The sequence below is a fragment of the Sphingobacterium ginsenosidimutans genome, assembly GCF_039536865.1.
In the GTDB taxonomy this organism is placed as follows: Bacteria; Bacteroidota; Bacteroidia; order Sphingobacteriales; family Sphingobacteriaceae; genus Sphingobacterium; species Sphingobacterium detergens.
Genome location: NZ_BAAAZK010000007.1, coordinates 883937 through 901053 on the forward strand (window position 1 = coordinate 883937; position 17117 = coordinate 901053).

At 38.2% G+C, this 17117-nt stretch carries 18 protein-coding genes and 1 tRNA gene; 14 read left to right on the forward strand and 5 right to left on the reverse strand.

Annotation, left to right across the window (positions count from 1 at the left end):
- Positions 1-18: 18 nt before the first annotated feature.
- Positions 19-777, reverse strand: coding sequence for a DUF4296 domain-containing protein (locus tag ABFX33_RS16000; RefSeq protein WP_346086843.1), 759 nt, complete (start codon positions 775-777; stop codon positions 19-21).
- A 72-nt stretch (positions 778-849) separates the two neighbouring features.
- Between ABFX33_RS16000 and ABFX33_RS16005 the strand changes: the two genes are divergently transcribed.
- The 10 genes from ABFX33_RS16005 (at position 850) to ABFX33_RS16050 (ending at position 8797) form a co-directional block, all read left to right on the forward strand.
- The gene (locus ABFX33_RS16005) at positions 850-1542 is read left to right on the forward strand and encodes a YggS family pyridoxal phosphate-dependent enzyme (protein WP_346086844.1); all 693 of its coding nucleotides are present in this window, start codon (positions 850-852) and stop codon (positions 1540-1542) included.
- A complete protein-coding gene (locus tag ABFX33_RS16010; protein WP_120257494.1) occupies positions 1535-1987 on the forward strand; it encodes a GNAT family N-acetyltransferase in 453 nt (150 codons plus the stop codon). Before ABFX33_RS16005 ends, ABFX33_RS16010 begins: the two co-directional genes overlap by 8 nt.
- Before the next feature lie 144 nt (positions 1988-2131).
- Positions 2132-2803 (forward strand): DUF3298 and DUF4163 domain-containing protein, encoded by a 672-nt coding sequence (locus tag ABFX33_RS16015; protein ID WP_257090855.1) that lies wholly within the window; start codon positions 2132-2134, stop codon positions 2801-2803.
- 25 nt (positions 2804-2828) lie between these two features.
- Positions 2829-4091: an aspartate kinase gene (locus tag ABFX33_RS16020; RefSeq protein WP_223583365.1), complete on the forward strand. Its 1263-nt coding sequence runs from the start codon at positions 2829-2831 to the stop codon at positions 4089-4091.
- Positions 4092-5279, forward strand: a complete 1188-nt coding sequence (locus ABFX33_RS16025) for a THUMP-like domain-containing protein (RefSeq protein WP_346086845.1) — start codon at positions 4092-4094, stop codon at positions 5277-5279.
- A gap of 46 nt (positions 5280-5325) precedes the next feature.
- A complete protein-coding gene (locus tag ABFX33_RS16030; RefSeq protein ID WP_257090857.1) occupies positions 5326-6315 on the forward strand; it encodes an LLM class flavin-dependent oxidoreductase in 990 nt (329 codons plus the stop codon).
- Between the two features lie 60 nt (positions 6316-6375).
- The gene (locus tag ABFX33_RS16035; RefSeq protein WP_346086846.1) at positions 6376-7185 is read left to right on the forward strand and encodes a hypothetical protein; all 810 of its coding nucleotides are present in this window, start codon (positions 6376-6378) and stop codon (positions 7183-7185) included.
- A gap of 39 nt (positions 7186-7224) precedes the next feature.
- Positions 7225-7851, forward strand: a complete 627-nt coding sequence (locus ABFX33_RS16040) for a DUF1345 domain-containing protein (protein WP_346087904.1) — start codon at positions 7225-7227, stop codon at positions 7849-7851.
- Positions 7852-7894: 43 nt separating this feature from the next.
- On the forward strand, positions 7895-8287 hold the full coding sequence (locus ABFX33_RS16045; RefSeq protein ID WP_346086847.1) for a hypothetical protein: 393 nt from the start codon (positions 7895-7897) through the stop codon (positions 8285-8287).
- A gap of 90 nt (positions 8288-8377) precedes the next feature.
- Positions 8378-8797 carry a c-type cytochrome gene (locus ABFX33_RS16050; RefSeq protein ID WP_346086848.1) on the forward strand — a complete coding sequence of 140 codons (420 nt, stop codon included), beginning with the start codon at positions 8378-8380 and terminating at the stop codon, positions 8795-8797.
- 412 nt (positions 8798-9209) lie between these two features.
- Here ABFX33_RS16050 and ABFX33_RS16055 read toward each other — a convergent pair.
- Positions 9210-9289 (reverse strand) — tRNA-Leu (locus tag ABFX33_RS16055).
- A gap of 182 nt (positions 9290-9471) precedes the next feature.
- Here ABFX33_RS16055 and ABFX33_RS16060 point away from each other — a divergent pair.
- Positions 9472-10434 (forward strand): aldo/keto reductase, encoded by a 963-nt coding sequence (locus tag ABFX33_RS16060; protein WP_346086849.1) that lies wholly within the window; start codon positions 9472-9474, stop codon positions 10432-10434.
- Between the two features lie 229 nt (positions 10435-10663).
- Here ABFX33_RS16060 and coaD read toward each other — a convergent pair whose 3' ends face one another.
- The 3 genes from coaD to ABFX33_RS16075 are packed head-to-tail and all read right to left on the reverse strand — an operon-like array spanning position 10664 to position 12478.
- Positions 10664-11149: a pantetheine-phosphate adenylyltransferase gene (gene coaD / locus ABFX33_RS16065; protein WP_346086850.1), complete on the reverse strand. Its 486-nt coding sequence runs from the start codon at positions 11147-11149 to the stop codon at positions 10664-10666.
- 1 nt (position 11150) lies between these two features.
- Entirely contained in the window at positions 11151-11690 is a 540-nt protein-coding gene (gene rsmD, locus ABFX33_RS16070; RefSeq protein ID WP_346086851.1) for a 16S rRNA (guanine(966)-N(2))-methyltransferase RsmD, read from the reverse strand.
- A complete protein-coding gene (locus ABFX33_RS16075; RefSeq protein WP_257090863.1) occupies positions 11681-12478 on the reverse strand; it encodes a DUF3822 family protein in 798 nt (265 codons plus the stop codon). The genes rsmD and ABFX33_RS16075 overlap by 10 nt, the downstream gene beginning before the upstream one ends.
- 85 nt (positions 12479-12563) lie before the next feature.
- Between ABFX33_RS16075 and ABFX33_RS16080 the strand changes: the two genes are divergently transcribed.
- The 3 genes from ABFX33_RS16080 to ABFX33_RS16090 all read left to right on the forward strand — a co-directional run bounded on the left by ABFX33_RS16080 (position 12564) and on the right by ABFX33_RS16090 (position 17112).
- Positions 12564-13988, forward strand: coding sequence for an ATP-dependent DNA helicase (locus ABFX33_RS16080; protein WP_346086852.1), 1425 nt, complete (start codon positions 12564-12566; stop codon positions 13986-13988).
- An 89-nt stretch (positions 13989-14077) separates the two neighbouring features.
- Positions 14078-16564, forward strand: a complete 2487-nt coding sequence (locus ABFX33_RS16085; protein ID WP_346086853.1) for a S9 family peptidase — start codon at positions 14078-14080, stop codon at positions 16562-16564.
- A gap of 8 nt (positions 16565-16572) precedes the next feature.
- Positions 16573-17112, forward strand: a complete 540-nt coding sequence (locus ABFX33_RS16090) for a hypothetical protein (protein WP_346086854.1) — start codon at positions 16573-16575, stop codon at positions 17110-17112.
- Positions 17113-17117: the final 5 nt, after the last annotated feature.

Sequence of the window (17117 nt, forward strand, 5' to 3'; positions counted from 1 at the left end):
AATTATATTCTTTGATGGTTAAAGTTTTGATACAGGCTTCAATGCCTGTGGTGGAGTAAGAATAGGTTTTTCAAGCCTTTGCTCCATTTGTTTTGGTAACGTTGCTGTGTCCTTTGCCGAAACGCCAGGTGTTGTTGCTGGGGACGCAGGATTTCCAGAGGAAGTAGGTGGCGGTGATCCAGCTGGAGTAATTGAACTACCATTAGTTAGCTGGTTCATTAAATAGCTGTCCAAGCTAACACCTGTTTTCTGTTGGAAATTTTTGTTAAACAACGAAGACGCTTCTTTAAAACTGAATTTCTCCTTACTTGGTTTGTAGTGGATAAGCGCAGCAATACGTTCTTGATACTGTTGCTGTTGTCGCATCACACGACTTGTACTATCCTGAATCCTTGCATTGACAATCGAATCCCTTGTTCGGATAGAATCTTGCTTTTTACGTTCGATATCCGTATAAAACTTATTTTCCTTCGTCAAGTTATCTTCCACTTTCTTGTAAATGGCTGACATGACCTCAGCATCTTTACCGTAATAGTCCAGGTTCTTTTTAAAAGAAACGGAATCCAGTCCGTATTTATCAAAAGTCACCTGGTACAAAGGCACCATCACTTTGCGTGCACTATCAATGGGCAAAATATTGAGATATGAATCTGTCAATTGGATTTCTGTCAAAGCATTTACAAATTTGCTTTGTGAGATAATATCCTTCTCCTCTGGTCTGACACAGGAACCAAATAAAAAAATCACCGCAAGTAGATTCAGTATTAATCGTAGCATTTCGTAGTTTTGTACAAATTTACAAAAAGCACCGACATTTGGCACTTTTTACATCATCAAACTATATCGGAAATGAGTATTGCGAGTAATTTAGAAGCTTTAAGATTGGAAACCGAAGCAAAGGGCGTTCAGCTTGTAGCAGTTTCAAAGACAAAGTCCAATTCAGAAATCATGGAAGCCTATGAGGCTGGACAACGTATTTTTGGTGAAAATCATGTTCAAGAATTAATTGAGAAAGCAGAGCTTTTACCCAAAGATATTCAATGGCATATGATCGGACACCTACAGACGAACAAAGTAAAATATATTGCGCCATTTATTAGTCTAATTGCTTCTATTGACTCCCTAAAACTGCTAAAAGAAGTTAATAAACATGCGATAAAAGCGAATCGTAACATCGATTGTTTATTGCAAATATATATTGCTGACGAGGATACCAAGTTCGGTTTGGATCATGCCGAATTGATCGAGCTGCTTCGTGATGAAGAATTCCTGGAACTAAAAAATATCCGAATTTGTGGGCTAATGGGGATTGCGTCCAATACAGACAATGAAAAGGTGATCAAAGCAGAGTTCTACGAACTAAAGATGTTATTTGATGGAGTTAAAGCCAGCTTCTACCGTAAAGACGACTATTTTAATATCCTTTCTATGGGGATGTCATCGGACTATAAATTAGCAATTGAAGAAGGATCTACCATGGTCCGTATTGGAAGTACAATCTTTGGTAAAAGAGTAATTAAACATTATAAAAACAATGACTAAACCAATTATACGCGCAGCAATTAAATCAGATTGCCCACAAATGTTTGAGCTAATCAAAGAATTGGCTATCTATGAGAAAGCACCGGATGAGGTGACCGTTTCTCTCGCGGAGTTTGAAGAAGCTGGATTTGGACATAACCCTATTTGGGGTGCATTTGTAGCGGAAGTTGGCGACGAAATTGTTGGAATTTCATTATATTACGTCAGATACTCCACCTGGAAAGGAAGAAGGCTTTATCTGGAAGATTTAATCGTCACCGAAAAAATGCGTGGACTGGGAATGGGCAAACAACTCTTTGACAGAACACTGGCTTACGGCAAAGAATGCGGTTATCATGGCATGGTATGGCAAGTTTTGGACTGGAACGAGTCGGCCATAAAATTCTACGAGCGGTATAAAGCTGATTTTGATTCAGAGTGGATTAATGTATCAATCACATATTAAATTAGAGGGGAAGCAATCAATTCAATGCGGTTTTATCTTTTTTTGAAAATTTTATTTATAGGTAGCTTGTTGTATTCATGTCAAAACAAAAGTGCCACACCTTCTCTTGCGAAAACAGGAGATACGCTCTCATATCATAAAAAAATGGTTGATGAGCATAGTAATTATTTTCTAAAAGGAGATGATCAGTTGGATACCACATACTTTCGGGCAAGCTACCCTGTATTCGATGAAGTAAAAATCAATGATCTTGTTTCATCTATTGTTCATCTTGAAGGGGATACAAGCATGGAGGAAGCTGCTCATCGTTTTATCAGTGCTTACAATGAATATGTGGATGATAACAACGGCAAATCTACTGCAACCTGGAATCGCGATCTTCAGGTAGATGTAGTTGCTAACACACCGGTCTATCTTGCTTTACGAACGAAACAGGAAGAATATACTGGCGGAGCTCATGGCGACCATGTAACGTTATATTCAAACTTTGATAGGCAGTCTAATCGTTCTATCACGATTGACGATATTATTCGCAAAGAAAATAAAGGCAGATTTACAACAATAGTCGAACAATGCTTTCGTAAACAAGAAGGGTTAAATAAGGATGATTCCTTAAATGGAAAGTATTTTTTTGAAGAGGGCAAGTTTTCACTCGCAGATAATTTTACGTTTGAAAAAAACGAATTATTATTCTACTATAATATCTATGAAATTAAATCCTATGCGGAAGGTAGTACAGAATTACGCATCCCTTACACCGCTATTAAAGATCTAATGTCAGAAAAAGGGTTACATTATATCAATAGTATCAATTAGCAATCAACTAAACTCAATAAAATAAATGCAGGTTTTTAAATTTGGAGGTGCATCAGTAAAGGATGCGGAAAGTGTCAGAAATTCAGCAAAGATTATTTCGAAATACAAAGGTGAAGCTTTGTTGGTCGTTATATCTGCCATGGGTAAGACGACAAACCTTCTGGAGAAATTGACCAGAGAATATTATAACAATACAGGGTTGCAGCTTCAAACCCTTGAAGATGCCAAAGCATTCCATTTTCAAATTCTTCAGGACCTATTTCCTGATGGTGAACACCCAATATTCGATGAAATTGCCAATTGTTTCGTCGAGATCGAATGGATTTTGGAAGAGGATCCACAAGATTCCTATGACTATCTATTTGACCAAATTGTATCCATGGGTGAATTGATATCGACTAAAATTGTCGCTGCCTATGTTGCTTTTATCGGAGAGAAAGTAAAATGGTTAGATGCCCGCGATTATATTCTAACTGATAACACCTATCGCGAGGCTGCAGTTGACTGGAACAAAACAGAAGAAAAAATCCGTGCTGAACTTCCATCCATATTAGACGAATATATTGTCATTACACAAGGTTTTCTTGGATCCACATCTGAGAATTTCACAACGACCTTGGGTCGTGAAGGATCTGATTATTCTGCAGCGATATTTGCGTCTTGTTTAAATGCCGAAAATGTAACAATCTGGAAAGACGTCCCGGGTGTACTCAATGCTGATCCTAAATGGTTTGAAAAAACTGAATTGATCCCTGAACTATCTTATACGGATGCGATCGAACTGACCTATTATGGTGCGACCGTAATTCATCCGAAAACGATCAAACCACTGCAGAATAAGAAAATTGCCTTAAATGTGCGTTCTTTTGTTGATCCGGAGTCTCCCGGAACGATAATTCGAAGTACAAATCAGACATTACCGGTTCCCTCGTTTATATTTAAAGTAAATCAGATTTTTATTTCCATTTCGCCCAGGGATTTTTCTTTCATCGTGGAAGATAACCTCAGAGACATCTTTAATCTATTCCATGAACATCGTATCAAAATAAATATGATGCACAACACAGCGATCAATTTTACGGTCTCCGTGGATGACACTGGAAAGAATTTGGTGGATTTAATTAACGATCTTGAACAACGATTTAAAGTTACCTATGAGTCTGGTCTTGAGTTAATCACGATCCGTTATTATAACCAGGAAACGATCGATCGTGTTCTGGTTGATAAAGAGGTGATCAGTGAATTAAAAGATAGATATACGTGCCAGCTTCTTGTTAAGAAAATATAAATGAATAGATTGATTCTTCAAAAGGAGGTACAGCTGTTTTTGGAAAAAAACCTGAGCGAGTCTCCTACTAAAATAGCTTTAAAGAAATCTCCTTTTGAAGGAATATCGTCTTCTGAATTAGCTGCACAACTCGATGGTAAGCAGCGTACACGGATTAAAATACCTTTGTGGGCAGGGACTCCAGGAGTCTATTTTCCTGCTAAACTAAATCTAGAACAGTGTTCATCAGAAAAAACAGCATTATTCAAAAGTTCCCTTATTAAGGAAGGTACAAATTTAGTTGATGCGACAAGCGGTTTTGGTGTCGACAGCTTTTATTTTTCAAGGCGGGCAAAGCAAGTGATTTCATGTGAACTCAATCCTGATCTTGCACAAATTTCTGCATATAATGCCAGGATATTGTCTGCCACAAATGTTGAGGTTATTGCCACAAATGGTGTAGATTACATACTTAACAATCCACAGGCGCATTTTGATTATATCTATCTGGATCCTTCGCGTAGAGTTCAAAATAAGAAAGTATTTTTACTGGACGAATGTGAACCCAATTTGGTGGCTCTGCAAAACGATTTTTTCGAACGATCAGATGTCATTATCAGCAAGCTTGCGCCATTGTTGGATATCTCCTCAGCATTGAGCATGTTAGTCCATGTAAAGGATGTTTATGTCGTTTCCTTGCAAAATGATTGTAAAGAACTTATTTTTATTCAAGAGAAAGGATATATAGGCGAGCCGGTCATTCATGCTGTCCGACTGTTCAAAGAGGAACAACAGATCATCTCTTTTACTTATGAGGAGGAACGCGCTACCCTTGTCGATTATAGTGCACCTCTATCCTATCTTTATGAGCCGGATGTTGCCCTGACCAAAGCCGGTGCGTTTAAAACAATCGTTGATCGGTTTGATGTAAAAAAACTACACAAAAGCACCCATTTATATACATCGGATCAGAAAATCCCTGATTTTCCGGGCAAAATATTTGTGATAAAGCAGGTTGAATCTTTCACAGAATTTAAGAAAAGGAAAAGCCCTCTAATTGCGGATATTATCGCCAAAAATTTTCCATTAAAAACGGAGGAGATAAAAAAGAAGTTTAAGATCAAAGATTCCGGTGACACCTTCAGCTTCTTCACGACAACATTGAATGATCAGCTGATTGTCATACATACACAGCGAATCCTAGAATAGACAATTTTATTACAATTGTCCTATTTCTTCTCCGTAATTTTAATGCATGGATAAAATCGTATTATCAGCATTAGATTTAGCTCCTGTCAAAAAGGGAGAAAATGCAGCTAGTGCTATCGCTCGCAGTGTAAAAGTTGCCCAACATATCGAAAAACTAGATTTTAAAAGAATCTGGGTAGCTGAACACCATAATATGGAGTATATCGCAAGTTCGGCAACCTCACTACTTATACAACATATTGCTTCAAATACTGACCGGATCAGAGTAGGTTCGGGTGGTATCATGTTGCCTAATCATGCTCCCCTAGTGATTGCCGAACAATTTGGCACATTGGAAACGTTATTTCCCGGTCGAATTGATCTTGGCTTAGGTCGCGCACCAGGTACCGATCAATTAACAGCAATGGCATTGCGAAGAAATAATATGAATACTGCCTTTCAGTTTCCGCAGGAGGTCAAAGATCTTCAGCGTTATTTCAGCACCGATAATTATGATGCAAAGGTGCGGGCATTCCCCGGTGAAGGACTGGAAATCCCTCTTTATATTCTGGGTTCTAGTACGGATAGCGCTTATTTAGCGGCTAGTTTAGGGCTTCCCTACGCCTTTGCGACACATTTTGCGCCGGCTCAATTTGCCTCAGCAAGCATGATCTATCATCAAAACTTTGTACCATCGGAGGTCTTGGATAAACCTTATTTTATTTCTTGTGTCAATGTTATTGCTGCAGACAGCACAGAAGAGGCTGAGTTTTTGTCAACCAGCTTCTATAATTTATTTGCTGGTATAGTAACCAATACAAGGAGACCATTGTCTCCTCCGACGGAAGAGGTGATTTATAAAGGCATTCCGGCCATCGAACAAGCTGTACACAGCATGGCATCCTGCGCTTTTGTGGGAGATAAAAATAAGATCACCCCAGAGATAGAAAAATTTGTCAAAGATCATAAAGTCGATGAAATTATGGCGACCTCCTATATCTTTGATGATGAAAAATGCCTGAAATCATTTTCCTTACTTAAGGAAGCACTCTCCTAACAAAGCTAAAGGGTTTATATATTGTGAATTTTTATATATTTAAATAAAAATTCACAATATATGAACAGCTATTCTGCTTTGACCTTATTGTTTGGGCTATTATTCATCCAAGCTTGTCACAGTCCCACGACGAAAAAGAATGATACTCCGATAGACACAATTGCCACAAAAGATAGTTCATCTTTGACGTCAAAAGACAGTACAGCCTTGTCAATTTCGGCAGCAGCCGATAGTTCAAAAGGGCAGATTTTCTTGGTTCGCAGTTATCGCATCTGGGAAAAAGAGGATCCGACCGCTGTATTGAATAAGGATTGGTTTGATCTCTATGAGCGTGAGGGAAAATATTATCTGGAGAAAGTGGATTATGAAATTAAGGATAGTTACGATGAATGTGCTCAGGTTCCGTCAAAAAGTGTCGAGTCTAAAAGGAACTCGCTTTTGTTTCTGAATATAAAGGGATTAAAACCGGGCGCCGTGGAAAATATGAAGATAAACCATTCGGAAATCTGGCCCAAAGAATCCGTAGAATATACCTTTAGAAAACAACATATTATTCTGAAAGGATTTGGAGACATCAAATCCACTGAAGTGCAGACGGATGAAAAAGGACATGAAAAACTATTTCACGAAGTCGCACATTACAAGCTTAATGCCACCTTTGGGGGAGCCAAAGAAATAACTTTATTTCAAAAAGATCAATATGATCATATATTTATGTCTACACAGTTTGTTGGTGACATAGATCGTGATGGGCAGTTGGATTTTATCTTTTCCAATCCAAGTCACTATGAGGAAGAAACTACACTATTATTTCTTTCCAACGGCGGAAAACCGTTGATTTTTGAGGCGAGCGAACAGTTCGATTGTTAATTTATGATCATGGAAAAAATAAGGACAGTCCTGCATCAAATGAAGTCCATTCACCGGGCTCTAATCGCAATTTGTGTTTTTATACTTGTATATATCTTTTCCCCGATTAAAACCTTCACATTGTTAAGTCTGGTTTTATGTTGGCTTGGCTTTTGTATTTCCTATATATTGGTTTCTTGGTATACGTTTTACAGCATGCAGGTAAACACAATTGCTAAGAAAGCACAACAGGAAGACGGTAGCCGACTTTTTGTATCCCTATTTATAATATTAGTTACGGTTAGCTGCTTTATTTCTGTACTGATGATCATTATATCGACTAAGGATAAACAGCTTGATAATTCATTTATTATCATTATCTGTATGCTTGCTATACTTGCTTCGTGGTGTCTAGTCCATACTATTTATACATTCCATTATGCACGTTTATATTATGAAAATGGTTCCAAGGGTAGTGGATTGGAATTTCCAGGGGACGACAAACCGGACTATTTGGATTTTGCCTATTTTTCTTTTGTCATGGGCTGTACATTTCAAGTATCTGATGTGGGTATTTCATCGAAAAAGATAAGACGGGTTGCGCTATTTCATGGCCTCCTCTCCTTTGCACTTAACACATTCGTGGTGGCATTGACTATCAATATCATTTCCGGTTTGATAAATTGAGTTTTTCATCTAAAAACCGTATTTTAGCACAAAATTTACACATATGAAGTTGTTCAAACCATTAGTCGTACTCATTTTATGCCTTATCACTTTTTTTTCGTGTAAGAAGAATGAAAATACGGATGGTGAAGGATCTGCTGGAATTACCGGAAGTTATATTGGCCGGGTTCAATTTCAGGGCAACTCATTGTCTGTTGATCGATCCAATAGATTGATCCGCATTCTACGTGAAGGAGGCGCCGAATCGTTTAAAATAGAATTCTTTACTGGCGTACCAAATATTACAGGGGTTCGGTTCCAACAGATTAATGATAGTACTTGGGTTTCTAGCGACACAGTAAAGCTAAAAGATGTGAGAATCAAGGGGAAATTATTGACTATCAACTACCAGCTAGATAGCCAAAACTGGATTGTAGATGACGGGATCCGTAAATAATAATCAATCTAAATTGTCATAATAACTTCATTTTTCGTTGCTAAAGTATTTTCTTATCGCTATATTTAGTCAAGCATAAGGAAAAGAGAAATGAAACACATCAAAAAAATTGGAGCAATTGCTTCTGTATTTGCTATAGTCATTGCCTTGAGTGCATTTAACTTCCAACAGGAAAAACCTCAGGAAGAACCTAAACCAACTAATTTAAAGGTCTTACCAAAGAATATCTCGCATGATGAGTTGATCTCAACAATGAAAGAGTTTAATGTCGCATTAGGTGTAAAATGTGGCTTTTGTCATGCTCCTTCAAAAGAGGATCCTAAAAAGCTGGATTTTGCGAGTGATGAGAACCATAAAAAGGAAATTGGCCGAGCAATGATCAAGATGACCCAAAAGATTAACAAAAAATATTTTAATCGTAGCTGGGATAGCTCACCGGCCAAAGCAATTTCTTGTAAAACTTGTCATGGCGGCAAAGAAGAACCAGAAATGGTCATAGCGAAAAACTAATCAAACTATATATTTATGTAACACCATAGGGCTTCTCTTATGGTGTTTTTTATTGCCTATTCTTTTATTTGTTGCTGTTTCTTTGCTTATTTATTGGCGTTTGTTTGGTTATTCTTTGCCTTTCTAGGCTATTTCTTTGGACTTTCCTTGGTATTGGTTTGCCATTCCTTTGCTATTTCTCTGCTTATTCTTCGGTATAATAGCAATAAAACAGCAGAGAAATACCAATAAAATGGCATAAAAATAGCAAACGAAGTGGTATGTTGTGTCGAACCTAGTGATAAGAATGTCCAACCTAATAGATATAGCCAGATCTTTTCATGTGTAAGGAAGCTGGGAACTTTACTTATAAGAGATCCCTACTGGCCGTGAGCAATAAAAAGGCCCTTCAAATTGAAGAGCCTTTTTATTGTACCCGGAGCCGGAGTCGAACCGGCACGGTTTCCCACTGGTGTTTGAGACCAGCGCGTCTACCAATTCCGCCATCCGGGCATATCCGTTTGGGATGATGCAAAAGTAAGGAAAGTTTTTATTTTTCCAAACTCTCTCCCACTTCTTTTCCTAAACTACCTGAAAATGAATTAGAAATTTTTTATAAAACTATTTGCAAAGCCTCTTCAAAGGCTTAACTGGCATTTTTTTCTTAATTTTAAGCTGAAAATATTAGGTAAATCATGGAAAAGGTAAAGTTAGGAAATTGTGAAATTGAATTTAGACCGATTGTTTTTGGCGGAAATGTATTTGGTTGGACTGTTGATGAGCAACAGTCATTTGCTCTTTTAGATGCATTTGTCGATATGGGCTTTAGTTTTATAGACACCTCTAACAACTACTCCCATTGGGTGCCCGGTCATACAGGATCAGAATCCGAATCCATTATTGGTAAATGGATCAGTAAACGGGATGTGCGAGATAAAATTCAGATTGCGACGAAAGTGGGCGGACGTCGGCTCGGCAATGACAAACCCAATTTGAAAAAAGAACATATTATAAAGTCTGTTGACGAATCACTCATGAGATTACAAATAGACACAATAGATCTTTATCAGTCCCATCACGATGACCTTTCAACAGCCATAGATGAGACGCTTGAGGCTTACCAGGAATTGGTCCATGCCGGTAAAGTAAAATGGATTGGAGCGTCTAATTTAAGCCCTGAACGCCTAAAGGAATCATTAGTTGTCGCAGAGAAGCATAATCTCCCTGCCTATATTGCTATCCAGCCCGAGTATAATTTGTACGACCGTTCAAAATATGAGAAAGATTATGAGCAACTCGCGCTCGAAAATCACTTGGGCGTGATCACCTATTACTCTCTTGCAAGCGGATTTCTCTCAGGCAAGTATAGATCGATAGATGACATTAAAGAAGCAAAACGATCTGACGCCTTAAAAGGCAGATTTGATACCCGCGGACTTCGTATTCTGGACGCTTTAGCTCAAGTAGCACACAATCAACAAGCCGCTATGCCAACAATTGCACTTGCTTGGATTCTTCATCGACCTTCTGTCACCGCTCCCATTGTAAGTGCCACATCTCTGCAACAACTTGAGGAGCTAACTAGAGCAACCAAAATAAATTTGTCAACTGAAGAAATGTCTCTATTAAATACAGCGAGCGCATATGAAGAAAATTGATTTTGAATCAATATCAAAGTATTGATAATAAGGTACTTAAGATTATATTAAATACTAATCAGAATATTATTTGGCAAGTATGCTTATAAAAAGGTTTTATACCTGATCTTACAATAAAGATACACTTTACATATTACATCATAATAAACTGTATTTCAATATATAAAATATCCCGACAAAATTATATTTTGTCGGGATATTTTATATTTCGTACTGGTAAATTGAGCGATTAGCCTTTTGGTGATCTCTTCTCATCCAATAAGGTTAGAACTTCCATAGGTACCATCTCGCTAACATCTCCCCCGTTAAACCAGACATCTCGTACGATAGTTGACGATATATGGCCCTTTCCAGATCTACTCATCAAAAAATAACTTTCCACAGCGGGATTCAATAATAAATTATTTTGCGCTATGGCATTTTCGAATTCAAAATCTCCCGTATTTCGTAAACCACGCAATATAAAATTCGCACCCACGTTCTGACAGAAGTCTACTGTCAAACCACTATACTTCACAGCTTCAATCGCCTCTGTACCTCGAAAAACATCCTGTATAGCATTGACTCGCTCGTCATGATCTAACATCCCCTTTTTGTTCGCATTATAGCCTACAGCGATAATGATTTTATCAAATAATGGCAATGCCCTTTCAACCAGATCCTGATGGGCTAAGGTAAAGGGATCAAATGAGCCGGGAAAAACAGCAATTTTCATATTATAAGGGATTTGCGTAGAATGAAAAAGATGAATAACCGTATTTTCTGGTTTCTATGAAATTCGGATGGTCTTCCATTTGTCTTGTAGAAGGATGTTCGACAATAAGAAGCCCATTATTATTCAATAGATTGTTATCAAAAACCAATTTTGGCAATTGGGGCAGTTTTGGAATATCGTAAGGCGGATCTGCAAAAATTAAATCATAGGTACTTTTACAGCTGGTAATAAATTTAAAAACGTCTGCTTTCCTGGCATTGATCTGTTCGAGCTTCATTTTTTTAGCAGTGTCCGTAATGTATTGTACACATTTAAAATGTAAATCGACAGAATCAACATGCTCCACCCCCCGAGATGCTAGCTCAAAGCTAATATTTCCGGTTCCTGCAAAAAGATCAAGGCAATTTAAGCCATCAAATTCCAAACGATTCTGCAGAATATTAAACAAGGCTTCTTTAGCGATATCTGTGGTTGGCCTAACCGGCAAATTGGTTGGTGGATTCAGCCTTAAGCCACCAATTTTACCTCCTATTATTCGCATAATATTGAATCAAATAATATGTTGTATGGTGTCAAGTTACTATTCACGTCCTGATCCGCCAAGACAACCTTTGTTTTTAAATCCAATACTTCGATATCTCCGGCATAGGACGCTATGCGCTTATAAAAAGATTCGTTGGGAACTTCACCAGAAAGTAGAACTTTATCGATAGAATCGCCCAAGCCAAATTGTGTTAATATGTTCAATATGTAATAACTAACATCATCAAGATTATGAATTTCAAAGCTGTTGTAAAGTTGAAAAACACCATTCTTGAACAAATAAAAGTCTACAATGTTATCAGCTACAAAGTGCAACCCCAATACACTACCCCGAATAGATATACGTTCTTGTGCACGATCCAACACAACGGCAAATTCAGGAAGAATAACAGCATCCGGAAACAACCTGCGCCAGCGATTTAAAAGAAGCTTATCAAATTGATACAAAGCCACCAAACCAAGATTATCTAAATAATAAATAAATGTATTTTCAAGGTCTGATGTGCCCAAAAATTGTAGATATTGCGCAATATTATCCTGCTGAAAAACTTCCTTTGGTATAAATGTAAAGCTTTGATGTGGGATCACAATCCGAACGAATCGAAATGGCAAACTCATTATTCTTGTTGCATCTAAAATTGGCTCCTCCGAGGAATATTCAATCAATATAGGTGCTACTGACTTCTTATCAACTACTGCTAATACATCCTTTTGGAAGCCAGCTTTTACCAAAAGATTATACTCGGGTAAGTAATGAATGTTAAATTGTTTTGAAATATAATTCATTCGCTGAATTGTAAAAATAAAAACTTGTTAAAGCAAAAATAGCTTTTTCTAGAGGATAAGACAAACCTTTTAAATAACTTTGGGAGTGTTCATCAAAAATCTGCTAATACAACAATTTCCCTGGCAACCAACCACACAGCAGTTGGAAGCATTCGAGCTATTGGAAGAATTTCTGCTTGCTTTTGACAGGCAGTCTTGTTTTGTCCTCAAAGGCTATGCCGGGACCGGTAAAACAACATTAATTGCGGCATTGGTCAAAGTATTGCCTGCATTGAAAAAAAGGGCTGTACTCCTAGCGCCAACCGGTAGAGCGGCTAAGGTAATGAGTTATTATTCCGGACGAAAGGCACTGACCATCCACAAGAAGATCTACCGAAAAAAATCTGCCATTTCCTTTCAGCTGGACTTCACCTTAGCGGAGAATTTGCACGAAGATACCTTGTTTATCATAGATGAAGCCTCTATGATTTCCAATGAATCAGTAAATGTATTTTCAAAAAGTCTTTTAAATGACCTCTTTCGCTATGTCCAATCTGGCAAGAATTGTAGCCTCTTATTTGTCGGTGATACCGCTCAGTTGCCCCCTGTTGGTTTATTAGACAGCCCAGCATTGAATCCGGGCTACCTTGAAAATGAATTTCACCTTTGTGTCTATCCTTTTGAACTGACCACCGTGGTTCGGCAGTCCCAAGATTCGGGCATACTGTACAATGCGACCAAAATACGAAATGAAATCATATCGGCTGAGGAAGGGCAACATGACTTCCCATTTCCAAAATTCATAACAAAAGGATTTAAAGACCTTTATAGAATGACAGGTGAACGGTTAATAGAGGGAATAAATTATGCCTATGATAAATATGGCGTAGAGAACACCATGATCATATGCCGTTCGAACCGTTCAGCAAACTTATATAATCAGAACATCCGCAACAGGATTCTTTTTAGGGATGAAGAACTAACAGGTGGAGACTATATCATGGTTGTGAAGAACAACTACTTCTGGCTACAGGAAAACAATATGGGCGATGGCTTTATCGCGAATGGTGATATGGCCAAAGTCCGGAAGGTGAGCAATATCCACGAGCAACATGGCTATAGATTTGCCGACGTTACACTGGAATTTATGGATATTGATGAAATCGAACCGATCACTTGTCGCGTTATTTTAGATAGTCTCTATACAGAAGGTCCCAACCTTTCCTATGAAAGTCAGAAGAACCTGTACGAAGAGATCGGTATGGATTATGCAGATATATTAGACAGGAAAGATCGGCTTGAAGCCATTAAAAAGGACCCCTATTACAATGCCCTGCAAATTAAATTTGCATTTGCGATCACCTGTCACAAAGCCCAGGGGGGACAATGGCCTATTGTATTTGTCGATCAGGGTTATATTAACGATGAAATGCTCGATCTTGAGTTTCTTCGCTGGTTATATACTGGTGTTACCCGAGCCACGCAGGAACTTTTTTTGGTAAATTTTAATGAAAACTTCTATCCATCATAGTATTATTACACGAATCATTCGTACGACTGTACAATAATGAATATTTTAGTGGTCAAAACCAAGATTACACAATTATCTATATTTATTTAATGCATAAGTTCTATTTTATTTTTGCAGCCAGTCTATTACCCTATTTCGGCTCTGGACAGCAGATTCAAGAACCTCCGGTAAAAGCAAATTATCAGTTGGCCGCCAAATTTTCCCCAGAGAAATTAAAAAAAATGATTTTCTCTACAAGCATCAAACCAAACTGGATCAACTTTTCGGATCGTTTCTGGTATGATTACGCAAGTCCACAAGGCAAAAACTGGTATATAGTCAATCCAGCGCTTAAAAAGAAAGAAACCCTGTTTGACAGTGAGAGCGTAGCCGCCCAAATAACCAAGATTGTTAAAAATCCTGTTGATGCACAGCACCTGGAATTACAAGGGCTAAGATTCACAAAAGATGAAAAAAAGATTAGATTTCAGATCCAGAGTACCAAAGACACGGTGAAGTCTAAAGATGAGATCGAAAAGCTTAAAAACAAATCAGACACAACAAAGAAAAAGCTTTTTTATCTAGAATATGATTTTGCGTCAAAGACAGTAACTGAAATCAGCGATTCTACTAAGGTTAAAGCGCCGCTAGCTTGGGCAAGTTTTTCACCCGACACCAATACCGTCTACTTCGCCAAAGACTTTAATCTCTATTGGATGGACAAAGCCAACTATCTCAAAGCGGTCAAAAATGAAAAAGATAGCACCATTGTCGAACATCAGATTACAAAAGACGGCGTACAATACTATGCTTGGGGCGGTGATGAATATAGCACGACCACAGGTGACGAAAAGGATAAAGACAGTGAAACGAAACGCAAACGTGTATGGATCAGCTGGTCACCAGACGGTCGCTATTTTACCCTGACAAGAAAAGATAACAGATCATTAAAACCTTTGTGGGTGATCAATAATGTAGGTTCTGCTCGCCCTACCCTGGAAACTTATAAATACCAAATGCCAGGTGAGGTTGACTCGACCGAAACTGAATTCTATATCTTTGAAGCGGCAACAAAGGCACCACGTAGGATAAATATCGCAGCTTTTAAAAACCAAACTATCTCCAACTGGACCAAAACGCCAGACAGAAATTCATACAAAGAGGATTATTACATTAACTACTGGCTAGGAAATAACGAAGAGTTCTATATCTCCCGTTCCAGCCGTGACTTAAAAAGAATAGACTTATTAAAGGTGAATGTAAATGGAACGGTCAATCCTATTATTCAGGAACGCTCCAACGTATATCTTGATGTCCAAAAACCACTCCTGACCGAAAATGGAAAGCATTTGGTTCATTGGTCCGAAAGAGATGGATGGGGACATTACTACCACTACGATACCAACGGTAAACTAATTAACCAAATTACCAAAGGAAGTTTTCATTGTGAGGAAATTACGGGGATAGATCCAACAACACAGACTTTGTTTTTTACAGCATCCGGTCGTGAGAAGAATGAAGATCCTTATTACCTTCATCATTACAGTGTTAATCTCAACGGCAATGGAATTAAACTGCTGAATCCAGGAAACTTTGATCATCAGATTGAGATGAGCGAATCCTCCAAGTATTTTGTCAACAACTCCTCGAGAGTAAATACAACACCAGAATCTGTATTATTAAGTAGCAATGGGCAGAAGGTTATGACACTTGAAAAGGCAGATCTGTCGTTACTATTTGCTGCAGGTTATAAATTCCCTGAACCGTTTAAAGTAAAGGCTGGCGACGGTACCACAGACCTCTATGGTGTCATGTACAAACCTTTTGATTTTGATAGTACAAGAACCTATCCTATTGTAGAATATGTCTATCCAGGCCCACAAACAGAAGCTGTCAATAAATCTTTTGGACGGAGCATGGATCGGATAGATCGATTGGCCCAATTTGGCTTTATCGTTGTTACCGTGGGAAATAGAGGCGGACATCCATCCCGTTCACAATGGTACCATACCTATGGTTATGGCAATCTACGTGATTATGGATTGGAAGACAAAAAGGTAACAGCAGAGCAGCTTGCTGACCGTTATAAATTTATTGACATCAATCGCGTAGGTATCACCGGGCACTCTGGTGGTGGTTTTATGTCAACTGCAGCAATGCTTGTTTACCCTGACTTCTTTAAAGTAGCGGTATCGGGAGCTGGAAACCATGAAAATCAAATCTACAACCGCTGGTGGAGCGAACGCCACCATGGTGTGACAGAAAAAGTGTCGGCAAAAGGTGATACAACTTTTTCATACCAGATCAACAAGAATACCGAATTAGCCAAAAATCTAAAAGGAAGGTTATTGATTGCCACGGGTGATATAGACAACAATGTTCACCCTGCAAATTCGATCCGGATGGTCGAGGCATTGATCAAAGCTAATAAACGATTCGATTTCCTACTCTTACCTGGGCAACGGCATGGATTTGGTGATATGACGGAATATTTCTTCTGGAAAATGGGCGATTATTTCAGCCAATATCTCTTGGGTGATTCCAAAATGAATGAAGTCGATATGACCGAAATGAATAGAGAAAAACCTCAAAAATAATAGGTTTTATGACCTACATCGAAAAAATAAAGTTTTTATCCGTTACCTTAAGATCATTTGAGGTAACGGATTTTTCTTTGAATATGCTTGGGGATATTAGCCTTCGGGACCTACTAGACATCTCACTAGAGAAAGATAAAACCGTTTCTTTCCGGGCTGCCTGGGTATTTGAAACCATTGTATTAAAGGACACGGCGTTGCTTGATGGATTGTTACCACAATTTTTTGAGAATTTGAAAAAACAAAAAAACTGGAGCGGTCTTAGGAGTTATAGCAAAGTTTTGATGTATTTGACCTCAAAGAAGAATAAACGCTATGATCTCGATGAAAAGACCGAAGAAGAACTTATTGAACAGGCTTTTCAATGGATGATCGAACAACAATGCCCTGTAGCTGTTTTGGTCAACTGTTTAGACATATTAAATAATCTGAGCAAGAAACATTCGTGGGTAAAAGAAGAGCTTTTTGCTCAGATAGATCATTTTCAGAAAATAAAACCTAGTCCAGCTTTATTGAGCCGAACGAAGCGGATCCTTCGAAACAATTGAAGATA